This window comes from Nonomuraea sp. NPDC050783 (assembly GCF_040802095.1).
Classification (GTDB): Bacteria; Actinomycetota; Actinomycetes; order Streptosporangiales; family Streptosporangiaceae; genus Nonomuraea.
The window spans coordinates 706,571-721,505 of the sequence record NZ_JBFAHK010000002.1; the positions used below are offsets into that span (position 1 = coordinate 706,571).

Genomic DNA, 14,935 nt, shown 5'->3' on the forward strand with positions numbered 1-14,935 from the left:
AATCGTCCAGATGGCCGAGAAAAAGCAGGAGCTGCGCGCGGACGCCCGCCGCAACCGGGACCTGATCCTCACCGCCGCCCACGAGCTGTTCCTGGAGCAGGGCCTCGACGTGGCGCTGGAGGAGGTGGCCCGGCGGGCCGGCGTCGGCATCGGCACGCTCTACCGGCGCTTCCCCGACCGGGAAGCGCTGCTGCGCGGCGTCAGCGAGGCCGGGCTGCGCCGCATGGCCGACCTGGTCGAGACCGCCCGCCGCGAGGAGCCCGACGCCTGGCACGCGCTGTGCCGCTTCCTGCGCTCCTGCACCGAGCTGCGCCTGGGGGAGCTGTCGGCCAAGCTCGACCCCGTCCTGCACCAGCGCATCCGCGGCGGCGAGGAGCAGCAGGCGGTGCGGGAGCGGGTGGCGTCCGGGCTGCTCGCGCTGATCGGGCAGGCTCAGGCCGACGGTGCCCTGCGTCCCGACGTCGGCCCCGTCGATCTCGCCCTGATCATGACGTTGCACGTCTACGCGCCGCCGGGGCTGCCGGGCGGGCAGGGGATGCCCCGCGTCATCGAGATCGTCCTCGACGGCCTGCGCGCCGACCGGGCCGGCGGGGCTGACGGTGCCGGTCGGGCCGGTCGGGCCGACCGGGCCGCCGCGTTGCCCGGCTCCCGCTCCACCCCCGACGACCTGCGCCGCTACACGGCCGTCCGGGGGGAGGGGGAGTAGCGCGCGGTCAGGCGGCCTCGGAGAGCAGGGCCGACAACTTGTGGAGGCCGCGGGAGGTCCGGGCCTTGACCGTGCCCAGGGGCACGCGCAGCCGTTCGGCGATCTCCTGCTGGGTCAGCTCGCCGTAGTAGGCGAGCTCGATGACCTCGCGCTGGGCGTGGGACAGCTCGGCCAGGGCGCGGCGGACCCGGTCCCGGTCGGCCAGCTCGTCGTCCACCGGGCGCTGGGCGGGCGCGGCGGCCTCGGCCGCGGCGTCCAGCGGGACCGTGGACGGGCGGCGGGCGCGGAGGTGGTCCACGGCGCGGCGGTGGGCGATCACGTAGAGCCAGGCGGCCTGGCTCCTGGCCGGGTCGTAGCGCTCGCGGGAGCGCCAGGCGTCGGCGAAGACGACCTGCAGCAGGTCCTCCACGTCCTGGGGTGAGATGAAGCGCCGCAGGTAGGAGCGGAGAGCCGGGGCGTGCGCGCGGTAGCTGTCGCTCAGCGTCTCTCCGTCCAGCGTCTCTCCGTCCAGCGTCTCCCCGTCCAGCGTCTCCCCATCTGGGGCCGTCTGGTGGCTGGTCGTCGGCGTCTTCCCCATGGCTCGTCCCGCCCTCTTGGAAAAACTTATTCAAAACCTATTCATAGCGGATGGGGTGGGACAGGACAACGCCATCGGGGGCAAGACATGCTCAAGGCAAGGTCCGCCGGATTTGGGACAGCGCCTCGCGGAAGGTATCTACCCTGATCACGCCCGGTGGAAGAGCGTCCTGCCAGCCTCGGCCGCCCACGATCAGGCCGGCGGCGGGGCGCAGCCTCGGCAGGGTGGCGAGCGGCGCGGTCGCGCCCGTGGCCTCCTGCTGCGACCACACGAACACCGCCACCGGGTGCAGGCGGCGCATCGCGTGCGCCAGCGCGGCGTAGGGCGTGCGGGCGCCGAGGACGCGGGTCTCCACGCCCTCCTCGGCCAGCGCGGCGGACAGCGCGTGCACCGGCAGGGTGTGCTGCTCCTCCTCGGCGCAGGCCAGCAGCACCGGGCGGCGCCCGCCGGGGCCGGGGGCGTGCTGGAGGGCGTGCCGGTGCAGGGCCGCGTGAACGCGGTCGGAGAGCAGGTGCTCGACGTCGATGCCCGCGCCGCTGCCGTCCTGGCGGCGGCAGACGGCGTCGAAGGCGGGCAGGACCAGGCGCTCCCACGTCCGCTGGACGCCGTGCGCCGCCAGCGCGGACTCCAGCAGCCCGGTGACGGCGTGGCTGTCGAGCGCGAACGCGGCCCTGGCGAGCGCGGACGCACTGGAACCCCCCGGCCCGCGCCTCTCCGCGCCGTCGCGCCTCTCCGCGCCGTCGCGCCTCTCCGCGCCCTCGTGCCTCTCCGCGCCGTCGCGTCCCTCTGGGCCCTCGCGCTCCTCGGACGCCGGCGCGGGCTCGGCCGCCGGGGGGGCGGGAAGGGCCGGGTGGGGGGCGGCGAGGGCGAGCCGGGCGGCCTCCGCCGGGGGCAGGCCCTCGGCGATCAGGCGTTTCATCTCCCGCAGGCGCCGCAGGTCGGCGGCGTCGTAACGGCGGTGACCGCCCGCGCTGCGGCGGCTCGGGCCCAGACCGTAGCGCAGATTCCAGGTACGCAACGTCGGCGCCGGCACGCCGAGCAGCCGCGAGACGGCCCCGATGCCGTACCCGGCCTCTTCCTCACTCACCGCCGTGTCCCCGCTCCCGTGGTGGCTCCCCTGGTCCGGACCGTTTTCCGGCACTCCCGTGACCATCCTTTCGCGATCCGCCGACCACCGGATGCAACCGGCGGGGGATGCCTTCGCGAAGACCTATATACCGACAAGGAGACAGGACGCATGACAACCGTGACCTCTCAGACCGGCACGCTGACCGACCAGGTGCACGGCCTGGTCGACCGGCGACTGGGCGACCTGCTCGACGAGGAGCTGGCCCGGCTGGGCTTCCTGGGCGCGCCGGGGGTCGAGCTGGTACGCCGCCACCTGGCCGAGTTCGCCCGCGACGGCGGCAAGCGGCTGCGGCCCGCGTTCGTGTACTGGGGGCACCGGGCGGCCGGCGGCGCGAGCGAGCACCTGGAGCCGGTGCTGGGCGCCGCTTGCGCCGTCGAGCTGGTGCACGTCGCGGCGCTGCTGCTGGACGACGTCATGGACGAGGCCCCCGAACGCCGGGGCCGCCCGGCGGCGCACGTCGCGCTGGCCGCCGAGCACCGGCGGGCGGGCCTGCGCGGCGCCGCCGCCCGCTACGGCGAGTCGCAGACGACCCTGCTCGCCCTCCTGGCCCTGGCCTGGGCCGACGCCGCGCTGCTCGGCGCCGGGCCGAACCTGGCCGACGCGCTCGACGTCCTCACCCGGCTGCGCGTGGAGGTCACCGCCGGCCAGCAGCTCGACCTGGCCGCCACGGCGGCGGGCGGCGCGGACGTCGCCCGGACCCGCACGATCGCGCTCTACAAGTCGGCCAAGTACACCGTCGAGCGCCCCCTGCACCTCGGGCACGCGGTGGCGGGCGGCGACCGGGAGGCGCGGCGGGCGCTGAGCGCGTACGCGCTGCCGCTGGGCGAGGCGTTCCAGCTCCGCGACGACGTCCTCGGCGTCTTCGGCGACCCGGACCGCACCGGCAAGCCCGCCGGCGACCTGCTCGCGGGCAAGCCGAACCACCTGGTCGCCCGCGCCAGGGAGCGCTGCGGCCCGCCCGGCGCCGCGCTCCTGGACGCCGTCGCCACCGAGGAGGAGGCCGCCGCCGCCCGGGAGCTGATCGTCTCCTGCGGCGCGCTGGAGGCGGCCGAGCGGCGCATCGCGGACCTGGCCGGGCAGGCCGTCGCGGCCCTCGGCCAGGTGCCCGGCCTGCCCGGCGACGCCCGCCGGGCGCTCACCGAGCTGTCCGTCCTGGCCACCGACAGGAGCCGCTGATGTCCCGGCACGGCCCCACGGTGGTGATCGGCGCCGGGCTGGCCGGGCTGGCCGCCGCCGTGCGGCTGGCGGCGGCCGGGCGGGAGGTGACCGTCGTCGAGGCGCGGGACGAGCCGGGCGGATGTTGCGGGACCGCCCGGCTCGGCCCGTACCGGTTCGACACCGGGCCGTCCGTGCTGACCATGCCCGGCGTGCTCGCCGACACCTTCGGCGCGGCGGGGGAGGAACTGCGCGACTGGCTGCCGCTGCGCCGCCTCGAACCGGCCTACCGCCTGGCCTTCCACGACGGCTCCCACCTGGACGTCACCCCCGACGGCGAGGCGATGGCCGAACGGGTGCGGGAGCTGTGCGGACCCGCCGAGGCCGCCCGCTACCTGCGGTACCGGCGGCTGCTCGGCAGGCTGTTCGCGGCGGAGTGGCCCGCGTTCATCGACGCGGACATGACCCGGCTCGGCGCGCTCGTCCGCCCGCTCGCGCTGGCCAGGCTGGCGGCGCTGGGCGGCTTCCGCCGCCTGGACCGGCTCGCCGCCCGCCACCTCACCGACGAGCGGCTGATCAAGGCGCACACCTTCCAGTCCCTGTACGTCGGCCTGTCCCCGCAGCGCGCCCTCGGCATCTACGCCGTCGTCGCGCACATGGACACCGTCGGCGGCGTGTACTTCCCGGAGCGCGGCGGCATGCACGCCATCCCGTCCGCGCTGGCCGCCCTGCTGGAGAAGCTGGGCGCGCCCATCCGGTACGGCGTGCCGGCCCGCCGGGTCCAGACCGGCCACGACGGCGTCACCGGCGTCCTGCTGGAGGACGGCGAGCGCCTGCCCGCCGCGCACGTGGTCGTCGCCTGCGACCGGTTCGCGGCGCGCCGGCTGCTGCCCGCCCGGGCCGCCGACTGGCGGCTGCGCCGTCCCCGCCACTCGCCCTCCTGCCTGGTCCTGCACCTCGGCCTGGACCCCGGCTCGAACCCCGGCGCGGGCCGGCCGCCGGCGGGGCAGGCGCACCACACCCTGCACTTCGGGCGGGACTGGCGGGAGACGTTCGCCGCCCTGGAGGCGGGCCGGCCGCAGCCCGACCCGAGCCTGCTCGTCACCCGGCCGGCGGGCGACCGGGACGCCGCGCCGCCCGGCCACGCCACGCTCAGCGTCCTGGAGCCCGCGCCCAACCTGGAGGCCGCCGACTGGGCGCGGCTCCGTCCCCGGCTGGAGGAGCGCCTGCTCGGCCGCCTGGCCGCGCTCGGCTACGGCGACCTGTCCCGCGCGCCCCGGCTGGTGCTCGACCCGCCGGCCTGGGCCGCGCTCGGGCACACCGCGGGCACCCCGTTCGCGCTCGACCACCGCTTCACGCAGACGGCGTGGCTGCGACCGTCCGGCGTCGCCAGGCGCGTGCCGGGGCTGCACTTCGCCGGCATGCACACCGCGCCGGGCGTCGGGGTGCCCCCGGTGCTCATCTCCGGCCGGCTCGCCGCCGAACGCATCCTCACCTCGTGAAGGAGACCCGTTGACTCTCACCGCGAGCTACGAACGCTGCCGCCGCCTGCACGCCCGCTACGGCCGCTCCTACTACCTGGCCACGCTGCTGCTGCCCGCGTGGAAACGCCGGCACGTCCACGCCCTGTACGGGTTCGCCCGCTACGCCGACGAGATCGTCGACTCCTTCACCATGACCGCCGACCGCGGGCTGGCGCTCGATGACCTGTGCGTGCGGACCGCGCGCGGGCTGGCGGGCGAGCCCGTCGCCGATCCGGTGCTGCCCGCGTTCCTGCACACCGTGCGCTCGTTCGGGGTCGCGCGCCGCGACGTGGACGCCTTCCTCGCCTCGATGCGCGCCGACCTGTCGGTCACCGGGTACGCCACCTACGACGACCTGCTCGGCTACATGGAGGGCTCGGCGGCGGTCATCGGCACCATGATGCTGCCGGTGCTGGAGGCGTTGCCCGGCGAGGAGGAGGCCGCCCGCGAGCCGGCCCGCCAGCTCGGCCTGGCCTTCCAGCTCACCAACTTCCTGCGCGACGTGGCCGAGGACCACGCCCGCGGGCGGGTCTACCTGCCGGCGGAGGACCTGGCCAGGTTCGGCGTCCAGCCCGCCGACCTGGGACGGCCGCGTACCGGGCGGGCCGTGCGCGAGCTGCTGGCCTTCGAGGCCGGGCGGGCCCGCGAGCACTACCGGGCCGCCGTGCCGGGCATCGACCTGCTGGTGGCCTCGTCGCGGCCGTGCGTGCGGGCCGCCGTCGAGCTGTACGGCGGGATCCTCGTCGAGATCGAGCGCGGCGGGTTCGCGGTGCTGGAGCAGCGGGTACGGGTGCCGCGCCGCCGCAAGGCCGCCGCCTTCGCCCGCCACCTGCTGGCCTCCGCCGAGGCCGGCCGCGTCGAGCGCCGCGTCCGCGTGGAGCTGCCATGACGAGCCCGAGCCCGGACGGGGAGTGGCGCGGGGCCGTGGTGCTGGACGCCATGGGCGGGGACCACGGGCCCGCCGAGACGGTGGCCGGGGCGGTGGCCGCGTGGCGGGCGCACGGGGTGCCCGTCGTCCTGGTCGGCCGCGAGCCGGAGCTGGCCCGCGAGCTGGCCCGCCACGACGCCCTCGGCGAGCTGCCCGTCGCGCACGCCCCCGACGTGGTCCCGATGGCCGAGCGGGGCGCGAGCGGCCCGAGCCTGCCCGGCTCCAGCCTCGCCGTGGGCTGCGGCCTGATCGGGCGGGGGGAGGGCGCGGCCTTCGTGTCGGCGGGCCCGACCGGCGCGGTGGTCGCCCAGGCCGTGCGGCTGGTCGGCCGCGCCGGGGGCGTCCTGCGGCCCGCGCTCGCGGTCGCGCTGCCGACGCTGGCGGGCGGCGCGAGCGTGCTCGTGGACGCGGGCGCGACGGCCGACCCGACGCCGGAGATGATGGCCCAGTTCGCGCTGCTCGGCGCCGGGTACGCCCGCGCCGTGCTGGACGTGCCCGACCCCGTGGCCGGGCTGCTGTCGATCGGCTCCGAGCCCGGCAAGGGCAACCGGCTGGCGCGGCGGGCCGAGGAGCTGCTGCGGCGGCTTCCGGTGCGCTTCCACGGCAACATCGAGGGTCACGACGTGCTGTCCGGCGCCGTGGACGTCATCGTCACCGACGGCTTCACCGGCAACGTCGTGCTGAAGAACGTCGAGGGCTGCGTACGCACCGCGCTCGCCATGGTGGCGCGGGCGGGCATCGCCGAGCCGGGCGAGCTGGCGCGGGTGGCCCGCCGCTACGACCCGCAGACCCACGGCGGGGCCGCGCTGCTGGGGCTGCGTGGCACGGTGGTCGTCGCCCACGGCTCCTCGACCGCCGCCACCGTCACCCGGGCCTGCGTGGTCGCCCACGCTCTGGCCGGTGCCGGTGCCGGTGCCGGTGCCGGTGCGGGTGCCGGTGCGGGTGCGGGTGCCGGTGCCGGTACGGGTGTCGATGCGGACGCGGGTGCCGGTGCGGGTGCCGGGGCCGGCGCGGGGGCCGCTCGGGCGGGGGCGGGGCCGGGGTGAGGGGCCGGGGGTCACACCAGGGGGTCGGCCCCGTCCCACGTGCCCTCGCTGCCGTACGGGACGAACCGGGCGAACAGCTCCTCGCTGTACCAGCCGTCCGCCCGTACCCGCGCCACCACCCGCCGGTGCGCGTCGTCGCCGTAGGCGAAGCGGCGCACCGCCGCCGCGTCCCGCCACAGGGAGAACGTCGCCTGCCGGGCCAGCGGCCACTCGCCGATCCCGACCGAGGCCAGGCAGCCGTCCTGCCGGGCCAGCAGCCGGTCCACGGCCGGCACCGACCGGTAGAAGGCCGCCAGCCGCCGCGCCCTGATCGAGGCCCGGGTGAGCACCGCGACCGGCCCGCCACCGCCCGGCCGCGAGGGACAGGAACCTTCGCCGTCTCCGGGCCGCACGCGCCGAAGCTCCTCGCCACCGCCCGGCCGTGCGGGACGGGGGCCCTCGCCGTTCTCCCCTGGCGGGTCGAAGGGGGAGCGTCCGCCCCAGGTGCCGCGCGCGGTCACGGGGGCGAGGCGGACCTGCCAGTGCTCGCTCGCCTCCGCCCGCCACCGCGCCGCGATCGGAGACCCGCCCAGGAACGCCTCCAGGTCGTCCTCCCCGCGCCAGACCGCGAACAGCGCCCAGCGGCGCAGGTCCGCGCCGAGCGACATCGACCGGCCGCGCCCGGTCCCGAGCAGCCGCCAGAACGTGAGCCCGCCGGTGCGCCGCAGCAGCGGGCGGTCGAAGGCCATGTGACGCATGGCGTCCGCGGAGCCGTACCGGATGAGGTGGAACGAGGCTATGGGTGCAGTGCTGGTGTCGGTCATCGTCGGCTACCTGCTGGGGTCGATCCCGGTCGCGGTGCTGCTGGCGCGCGGCCACGGGTTCGACCCGCGCGCGGTGGGCGACCGCAATCCCGGCTTCTGGAACGTCAAGGAGCGGCTCGGCTGGCGGGCGGCCGTGCCGGTGTTCGCCGGTGACACGCTGAAGGGCACGCTCGCCGGGCTGGCCGGGCTGCTGGCCGGCGGCGGGCACATGAGCGCTCCCGGCGTGGTGGCGGGCGACAGCGTGGTGCCGGTGTACGTGGCGGTGGCGGCGGCGATGGCGGGGCACGCCTGGCCGGTGTTCGCCGGGTTCAGGGGCGGGCGGTCCGTCCTGGCCTTCGCGGGCGGGGCGGCGGTCGTCTGCCCGCCCGCGTTCGGGCTGGCCGTGGTGGTGCTGGTGGCCGTGGCCCTGGTGACGCGGTCGTTCGCGGCGGGGGCGCGGGCGGGGGTGTTCGCCGTGCCCGCGCTGCAACTGCTGTTCGCGCCGGTCGAGCTGGTGGCGGGGACGGGGGCGCTGATGTGTCTCATCGGGCTCCGGTTTGGGCAGGCCGCCCTGTCGTCGCGGACGGAGGCTTCCCGGGGCTGAGCGGCGTCCCGGCGCTGAACGGCGTCCCGGGGCCGGGCGGCGTCCCGGGGCCGGGCGGTGGTTGCGCCGGGTGGTAGGTGCGGCCGCGCCACCGGCGTACCGGGCGGAGCGTCGCCTGGGTGAGGCGGGCGGCGGCGGCCGGGTCCAGCAGCGGGGACAGCAGCAGCCCGAAGCCCGGCCGGCTGTAGCTGCCGCGCAGGGCGCCGGTCAGCAGCAGGCGTACGCCGAGCAGCGCCGCGTCCAGCCCGGTGGGGCGGCCGGCGGCCAGGCGGAGCACCGGCAGCGCCGCCGTCAGCCACACCACGGCCAGGTCGGCGGTCAGCCGGCCCGCGCCGGTGACGTCCCGCAGCGGCAGCGACCGGCCCCACTCGCGCCACAGCTCGGCCGTCGAGTCGTGCATGTCGACCTCCAGCAGCGCGCCGCCGTCGAGGAAGCCGACCCGCCAGCCGCGCCCGGCCAGGAAGCGGGCGAGGGCCACGTCGTCGGTCATGTTCCCGCGTACCGCTGCGAACCCGTCGATCTCGATCATCGCGGCCCGGCGGAAGGCCAGGCACTGGCCGTTGGCGAGGGTGCGGTGGGGCGGGGGCGGGACGGCCGGGCCGACGGGGCCGTACCGGTAGACCAGGGTGGCCAGCATCGAGGCGTGCAGGGCCTGTTCGAGCGCGCCGTCACAGGCGAAACGGGGCGCGGCGCTCACCAGGTCGTAACCGGCGCCGCGACCGTGGCCGTGATCGTGGCCGTGATCGTGGCCGTAACCGGCGCCGCGACCGTGGCCGTGGTCGTGGTCGTGGTCGTGGCCGTGACCGTGGTCGTGGTCGTGGTGGCCGTGGAGATGGTCATCGCCGTTGCCGGGGTGGCCGTTCAGGGCGCGGGCCAGTGCGGTGAACAGGCCGGGCTCGGGGCGCGTGTCGGCGTCCAGCGTCACCACGATGTCGCCCCGGGCGGCGGCCACGCCCTGCCGCAGCGCCCACTGCTTGCCGACCCATCCCGGCGGCAGCGGCTCGCCGGTCACGACGGTCGCGCCGAGCGCGGCGGCCACGGCCGCGGTGTCGTCCGTGGAGCCGTCGTCCACGACGACGACCTCGGCGACGGCCGGGTCCTTGAGCGCCGCCCGCAGGCACGGCCCGATCCTGGCCGCCTCGTCCCGCGCCGGCACCACGACGGAGATCCGCCCGCCGCCGCCCGCAGACGCGCGGGCCCGGTCCTCCGGCGTGGCCCGCAGCGGACCTCCGTCCTCCAACGCGGCCCGCAGCGGACTTCCGTCCTCCGGCGTGGCCCGTAGCGGAGGCAGGCGGTGCCGGCCGCGGGCCAGCCGGGTGAGGACGACCGCACCGGCCACGGCCTGGGCCGCCGTGAGCAGCCGGGCCCTCATCGGACGACCCCCGCGCGTGACCCCCCGGAGCCGCCCCCGGGATCATCGCCGGGACCGCCACCGGAGCCACCCCCAGGACTGTCACCGAAGCCGTCGCCGGGGCCGTCGCCGAAGTCCTCGGCGAGGAGGCCGGCGACGATGCGGGCTCCCAGCGTCACCATCGGCAGCCCGCCCCCCGGGTGCGTGGTGCCGCCGACCAGGTACAGGCCGCGCCGCGGGCCCCGGTTGCCCGGCCGCAGGAACGGTGCCAGCCGTCCCCGGTAGGCGCTGCCGTAGATGGCCCCCGCCCAGGCGCCGTACCGGTCGCGCAGGTCGGCGGGGGTGAGCACGTCCACGAAGCGCAGCCGCCCGGCCAGGTCGAGGCCGTGGCCGGCGAGCCGTTCCAGCACCAGGTCCCGGTAGGCGTCCACGCCGATCCGCCACCGGGCGGGGTCGCGGGCGGGCACGTTGACCAGCATCGTCCAGTTCTCTGCCCCGTCCGGCGCCTGGCCGGGGTCGTCCACGGCCGAGCAGCCGACGTAGACGGTCGGGTCGGACGGCGGCTCGCGCCGGTCGAAGATGTCGGCGAACTCCCGCTCGTAGTCGCCGGAGAACAGCACCGTGTGGTGCGCCAGCCCCGGCGTGCGCCCCTCGACCCCCGCCATCAGCAGGAACGCCGACGACGACAGCCCCAGCCTGGCCAGCCGCCGGAACCGGCGCCGGTCCGGCAGCAGGCGGCCGTACAGGGCGGCGGCGTCCACGCCGGCCACCACGGCGTCGGCCCGCTCGTGCCCGCCGCCCGCCAGGCGCACCCCGGTGACCCGGTCGCCGCTCGCGGTGACGGCCTCGACCGGCGCGGACAGGTGGACCAGCACGCCGGCCTCCTTCAGCAGCGTCGCCAGGTCCTCGGCCAGCCGGGGCAGGCCGCCGGGCACGTACCAGCCGCCCTGGCCGTGCTCCAGCGCGGGCACGCAGCCCAGCGCGGCCGGCGCCCGGTACGGGCTGGACCCGGCGTAGGTGGCGTAGCGGCCGACGTACTGGCGCAGGCGCGGGTCGCGGAAGTAGCGGCGGGCCAGCCCGTCCAGGGTGGCCGCGGGCGCCACGGCCAGCAGGTCGCGCGGCCGGGCGGCGCGCGGCGGGCGGTTCAGCGGCCCGGTGAAGAAGGTGCGGCCGGCGGCGTCCAGGCAGCCGCGCGCCCAGTCGTGGAAGGCCCGCCAGGCCGCGCCCTCGCCGGGCGCGAGCCGCTCGACCTCGGCCGCCATGCGCTCCGGGTCGCGCCGCGCGGTCAGTACGCTCCCGTCGGCGAACCGGTAGCGGCACAGCTCGGCCGGCTCGACCAGCTCGCGGCGCAGCCCCAGCTCGCGGAAGAGCTCCGGCATGGTGAGCAGCGAAGGGCCCGTCGAGAACGTGAACCCGTCGCGCCGGTGCTCGGCCAGCTTGCCGCCGAGCCGCGGCAGTTGCTCGTACAGCCGCACCTGGTGCCCCCGCCGGGCCAGCAGCAGCGCGCACGCCATGCCGCCGACGCCGCCGCCGATCACGATCACCTCTGCCACAGCCGCCTCCACGCCAGCGCGGCGAACGCGCCCATCGAGATCCCTCCGGCCACGGCGACCAGCGGGTCCGGCGGCTGGAACACCACCGCGAACCCGACCGTCTCCATGACCGCCATCGTGGTGTAGACGCCCGCCAGCCCCCGGCCGCGCCCCGGTCGCGCCGCGCCGCCCGTGATCCGTTGCAGCAGCAGCATCACCAGCGCGGACACCAGCAGCCATCCGGCGTAGTTGCTCAGCGGGATGCCCCGGTACGGGCCCGGCGCGGCCCACGTCCACAGGCCGAGCCCGACCATCTGCGGATCGAGGAAGAGGTCCCAGGCCGTCAGCGCGAGCGCCCCCACGGCCACCCGCGCCGGGCCGGGCGCCGGCACGATCGCGGTGGCCACCGCGTACGCGGCCAGCCCCATGCCGCCCCACGCCAGCGCCACCACGACCGGCACGCCGCCGGGCTGCGGCCACAGCAGGTCGGTGTAGCGGTAGTCCCCGAACGGGAACCCGGTGCGCACGCCGACCGCCTCGGCCGCGTACCCGGCCAGCACCGCCGCCCCGAACCCGGCCACGGACCGCCCGGCGCCCCAGGAGGCGGCCGCGAACCCGATCACGCTGACCGCCAGCACCGCCACGATGAGCCCGGTGAACCGCACCGGCTCCGGGCTGAGCCCGGACATGACCTGGAACGCCACCACGGCGGCCAGCGCGGCCAGCCCCACGGCGAGCCCGGCCACCCGCGCCGCCCCGCCCGCCCGGGCCGTCCCGCCCGCCGCCTCCGGCGTCACCCCCACGCTTCGCGTCTCACCCACACCCTGTCTTTCGGCCGCCCGCGCCCGATCGGATGCACCGGGCCGGACCCGGGCGCCCGCCGGTGCTCCGCCCCCGGCCGGCCCGCCGGCGGGCCTTGTAGAGTGCCTGCTGCCGATCGACGGTCCGGACGGGAGCCAGGAAATGATGCGGGTGCCTTTCGCGTGGGTGGACGTGTTCGCCGACGAGCCCTTGACGGGCAATCCGGTGGCGGTGGTGCCGGACGCGGACGCCCTGCCGGAGGAGACGATGCGGCGCGTGGCGCGCGAGTTCAACCAGTCGGAGACGACGTTCGTGCTGGAGCCGTCCGCGCCGGGCGCGACCCGGCGGCTGCGCTCGTTCACGCCCATCGGCGCCGAGGTGTACGGCGCCGGGCACAACACCCTCGGCGCGTGGTGGCTGCTGGTGGCCACCGGCCGGGTGGAGGTCGGCCCGGCGGGCGCGACGCTGAGCCAGGAGGTCGGCGACGAGGTGCTGCCGCTGCGCGTGGACATGGCCGACGGGCGGCCGGCCGCGATCCGGCAGACGCAGCGGCCGGCGCGCTTCCTGGGGCGGCCCGGCGACCTTCCCGGCCTGGCGGCGGCCCTCGGGCTGGCGCCCGGTGACCTCGACGCCGGGCTGCCGGTCCAGGTGGTGGGGACGGGCGCGGACCATCTGATGGTGCCCGTGACCGGGCGGGCGGCGGTGGACCGGGCCGAGCCGGACGCGCCGCGCCTGCGCCGGCTGCTGGAGGCCGCGGGCGGGGAGGGCTGCTACGTCTTCAGCCTCGATCCCACGTTGCCGGGCTCGACGGCGTACGCGCGTTTCTTCAATCCGACGGTGGGTATCCCGGAGGATCCGGCGACCGGCACGGCGGCGGGGCCACTGGCCGCCTACCTGATCGAGAACGGGAGGGCGGGGGCGGGAAAGCCGGTGCTCGTCGAGCAGGGTCACGCCCTGGGACGGCCCAGCCTGATCACCGTGCGTACGGACGGCCCGGCGATGGAGATCGCCGGTGCCTGCGTAATCGTGGCCGAAGGGGTGCTGCATCTGTGACCCGCCAGGCGCGACAATCACAATCCTGAACAAATTGCCCGATAGCAAATGATGCGAACGCATCAGTAGGGTTGATCTAGTAACCTCACCTATGGATCCACGGAGACGACAAGCCTGTGTGTCCTGTTCAAGCGATGATGATCGCGCACGGGCGAGATCATGGGTTGGGTCGGCCCGCGTCGTGTCATCAAAAGCGCGCTTGGTCAGTGAATCGAGACGACGAGGGCGGACATGAGTGACACGACAGCCGCCGGCACGGGCACGACCGCCCGCGCCGGCGCCGAGGTCGGCGAGTCCGAGCTGCGCCTGCTCCTCGCGGGCCTGACGGCCGTCAGGGACGGCGACTTCCGCACCCGGCTCCCCGAGGACGCCGACGGCCTGCTCGGGGAGATCGCCTCGGTCTTCAACGGCATGGTGGACCAGCTGTCGCTGTTCACCTCCGAGGTCACCCGGGTGGCCCGCGAGGTCGGCACCGAAGGGCGGCTGGGCGGCCAGGCCGAGGTGCCGGCGGTCTCGGGCACCTGGAAGGACCTGACCGAGTCGGTCAACGCGATGGCCGGCAACCTCACCGACCAGGTGCGCTCCATCGCCCAGGTCACCACGGCGGTGGCGCGCGGCGACCTGTCACAGAAGATCACCGTGCACGCCCGGGGCGAGATCCTGGAGCTGAAGAACACCGTCAACACGATGGTCGACCAGCTCTCCTCCTTCGCCGACGAGGTCACCCGGGTGGCCCGCGAGGTCGGCACCGAGGGCCAGCTCGGCGGCCAGGCCGACGTCAAGGGCGTGGCCGGCACCTGGCGCGACCTCACCGACTCGGTCAACTTCATGGCCGGCAACCTCACCGACCAGGTCCGCAACATCTCGCAGGTGGCCACGGCGGTGGCGCGCGGCGACCTGTCACAGCGCATCACCGTCTCGGCGCGCGGCGAGATCCTGGAGCTGAAGAACACCCTCAACACGATGGTCGACCAGCTCTCCTCCTTCGCCGACGAGGTGACCCGCGTGGCCCGCGAGGTCGGCACCGACGGACGCCTCGGCGGCCAGGCCGACGTCAAGGGCGTCTCCGGCACCTGGAAGGCACTCACCGAGTCGGTCAACGTCATGGCCGACAACCTCACCGCCCAGGTCCGCAGCATCGCCGAGGTCACCACCGCGGTCGCCAAGGGCGACCTGACGCAGAAGATCCGCGTGGACGCGCGCGGCGAGATCCTGGAGCTGAAGGAGACCATCAACACGATGGTCGACCAGCTCTCGGCCTTCGCCGACGAGGTGACCCGCGTCGCCCGCGAGGTCGGCACCGAGGGCAACCTCGGCGGCCAGGCCACCGTGCGCGGCGTCTCCGGCACCTGGAAGGACCTCACCGACAACGTCAACGTGATGGCGTCCAACCTGACCAACCAGGTGCGCTCGATCGCGCAGGTGGCCACGGCGGTGGCGCGGGGCGACCTGTCGCAGAAGATCACGGTGGAGGCCAAGGGCGAGGTGGCCGCGCTGGCGCAGACCATCAACACGATGGTCGACACGCTGGGCGCCTTCGCCGACGAGGTGACCCGGGTGGCGCGCGAGGTGGGCACCGAGGGCCAGCTCGGCGGCCAGGCGCGGGTGCCGAACGTGGCCGGCACCTGGAAGAACCTGACCGACAACGTCAACTCGATGGCCGACAACCTGACCAACCAGGTGCGTTCGATCGCGCAGGTGACCACGGCGGTGGCCCGGGGCGATCTGACCCGCAAGATCGACGTGGA

14 protein-coding genes are annotated in these 14,935 nt (G+C 76.2%); 8 read left to right on the top strand and 6 right to left on the bottom strand.

Annotation, left to right across the window (positions count from 1 at the left end):
- The first annotated feature begins 10 nt into the window (after positions 1-10).
- Complete coding sequence (locus AB0H75_RS08080) at positions 11-706, top strand: TetR/AcrR family transcriptional regulator (RefSeq protein ID WP_367792283.1); 696 nt, start codon at positions 11-13, stop codon at positions 704-706.
- 7 nt (positions 707-713) lie between these two features.
- On the opposite strand, the gene AB0H75_RS08085 is transcribed toward AB0H75_RS08080, so the two are convergent.
- Positions 714-1,283, bottom strand: a complete 570-nt coding sequence (locus AB0H75_RS08085) for an RNA polymerase sigma factor (RefSeq protein WP_367792286.1) — start codon at positions 1,281-1,283, stop codon at positions 714-716.
- 91 nt (positions 1,284-1,374) lie between these two features.
- The gene (locus AB0H75_RS08090; protein ID WP_367792289.1) at positions 1,375-2,370 is read right to left on the bottom strand and encodes a MerR family transcriptional regulator; all 996 of its coding nucleotides are present in this window, start codon (positions 2,368-2,370) and stop codon (positions 1,375-1,377) included.
- Positions 2,371-2,520: 150 nt separating this feature from the next.
- On the opposite strand from AB0H75_RS08090, the gene AB0H75_RS08095 reads away from it, so the two are divergent.
- From AB0H75_RS08095 to AB0H75_RS08110, 4 genes are read left to right on the top strand one after another with little or no spacing between them, the layout of a single operon-like run.
- A complete protein-coding gene (locus AB0H75_RS08095; protein WP_367792292.1) occupies positions 2,521-3,588 on the top strand; it encodes a polyprenyl synthetase family protein in 1,068 nt (355 codons plus the stop codon).
- Complete coding sequence (gene crtI, locus AB0H75_RS08100) at positions 3,588-5,069, top strand: phytoene desaturase family protein (RefSeq protein WP_367792295.1); 1,482 nt, start codon at positions 3,588-3,590, stop codon at positions 5,067-5,069. The genes AB0H75_RS08095 and crtI overlap by 1 nt, the downstream gene beginning before the upstream one ends.
- Before the next feature lie 10 nt (positions 5,070-5,079).
- Entirely contained in the window at positions 5,080-5,979 is a 900-nt protein-coding gene (locus AB0H75_RS08105; RefSeq protein WP_367792298.1) for a phytoene/squalene synthase family protein, read from the top strand.
- Entirely contained in the window at positions 5,976-7,064 is a 1,089-nt protein-coding gene (locus AB0H75_RS08110; RefSeq protein ID WP_367792301.1) for a phosphate acyltransferase, read from the top strand. The genes AB0H75_RS08105 and AB0H75_RS08110 overlap by 4 nt, the downstream gene beginning before the upstream one ends.
- Before the next feature lie 11 nt (positions 7,065-7,075).
- Here the strand turns inward: AB0H75_RS08110 and AB0H75_RS08115 are convergent, their stop codons facing one another.
- Positions 7,076-7,867: a spheroidene monooxygenase gene (locus tag AB0H75_RS08115; protein WP_367792304.1), complete on the bottom strand. Its 792-nt coding sequence runs from the start codon at positions 7,865-7,867 to the stop codon at positions 7,076-7,078.
- Here AB0H75_RS08115 and AB0H75_RS08120 point away from each other — a divergent pair.
- Positions 7,842-8,450, top strand: coding sequence for a glycerol-3-phosphate acyltransferase (locus tag AB0H75_RS08120; protein WP_367792307.1), 609 nt, complete (start codon positions 7,842-7,844; stop codon positions 8,448-8,450). The genes AB0H75_RS08115 and AB0H75_RS08120 overlap by 26 nt on opposite strands.
- Here the strand turns inward: AB0H75_RS08120 and AB0H75_RS08125 are convergent.
- The 3 genes from AB0H75_RS08125 to AB0H75_RS08135 are packed head-to-tail and all read right to left on the bottom strand — an operon-like array spanning position 8,389 to position 12,154.
- Positions 8,389-9,822 (bottom strand): glycosyltransferase family 2 protein, encoded by a 1,434-nt coding sequence (locus AB0H75_RS08125; protein ID WP_367792310.1) that lies wholly within the window; start codon positions 9,820-9,822, stop codon positions 8,389-8,391. The genes AB0H75_RS08120 and AB0H75_RS08125 overlap by 62 nt on opposite strands.
- Entirely contained in the window at positions 9,819-11,354 is a 1,536-nt protein-coding gene (locus tag AB0H75_RS08130) for a phytoene desaturase family protein (protein WP_367792313.1), read from the bottom strand. The genes AB0H75_RS08125 and AB0H75_RS08130 overlap by 4 nt, the downstream gene beginning before the upstream one ends.
- The gene (locus AB0H75_RS08135) at positions 11,342-12,154 is read right to left on the bottom strand and encodes a carotenoid biosynthesis protein (RefSeq protein ID WP_367792316.1); all 813 of its coding nucleotides are present in this window, start codon (positions 12,152-12,154) and stop codon (positions 11,342-11,344) included. The genes AB0H75_RS08130 and AB0H75_RS08135 overlap by 13 nt, the downstream gene beginning before the upstream one ends.
- A 142-nt stretch (positions 12,155-12,296) precedes the next feature.
- Here AB0H75_RS08135 and AB0H75_RS08140 point away from each other — a divergent pair, with 142 nt between their 5' ends.
- Both AB0H75_RS08140 and AB0H75_RS08145 read left to right on the top strand, forming a co-directional pair.
- Positions 12,297-13,187 (top strand): PhzF family phenazine biosynthesis protein, encoded by an 891-nt coding sequence (locus AB0H75_RS08140; RefSeq protein ID WP_367792318.1) that lies wholly within the window; start codon positions 12,297-12,299, stop codon positions 13,185-13,187.
- Between the two features lie 231 nt (positions 13,188-13,418).
- Positions 13,419-14,935 (top strand): HAMP domain-containing protein (locus AB0H75_RS08145; protein ID WP_367792321.1); only part of this gene is annotated, 1,517 nt, incomplete at its 3' end.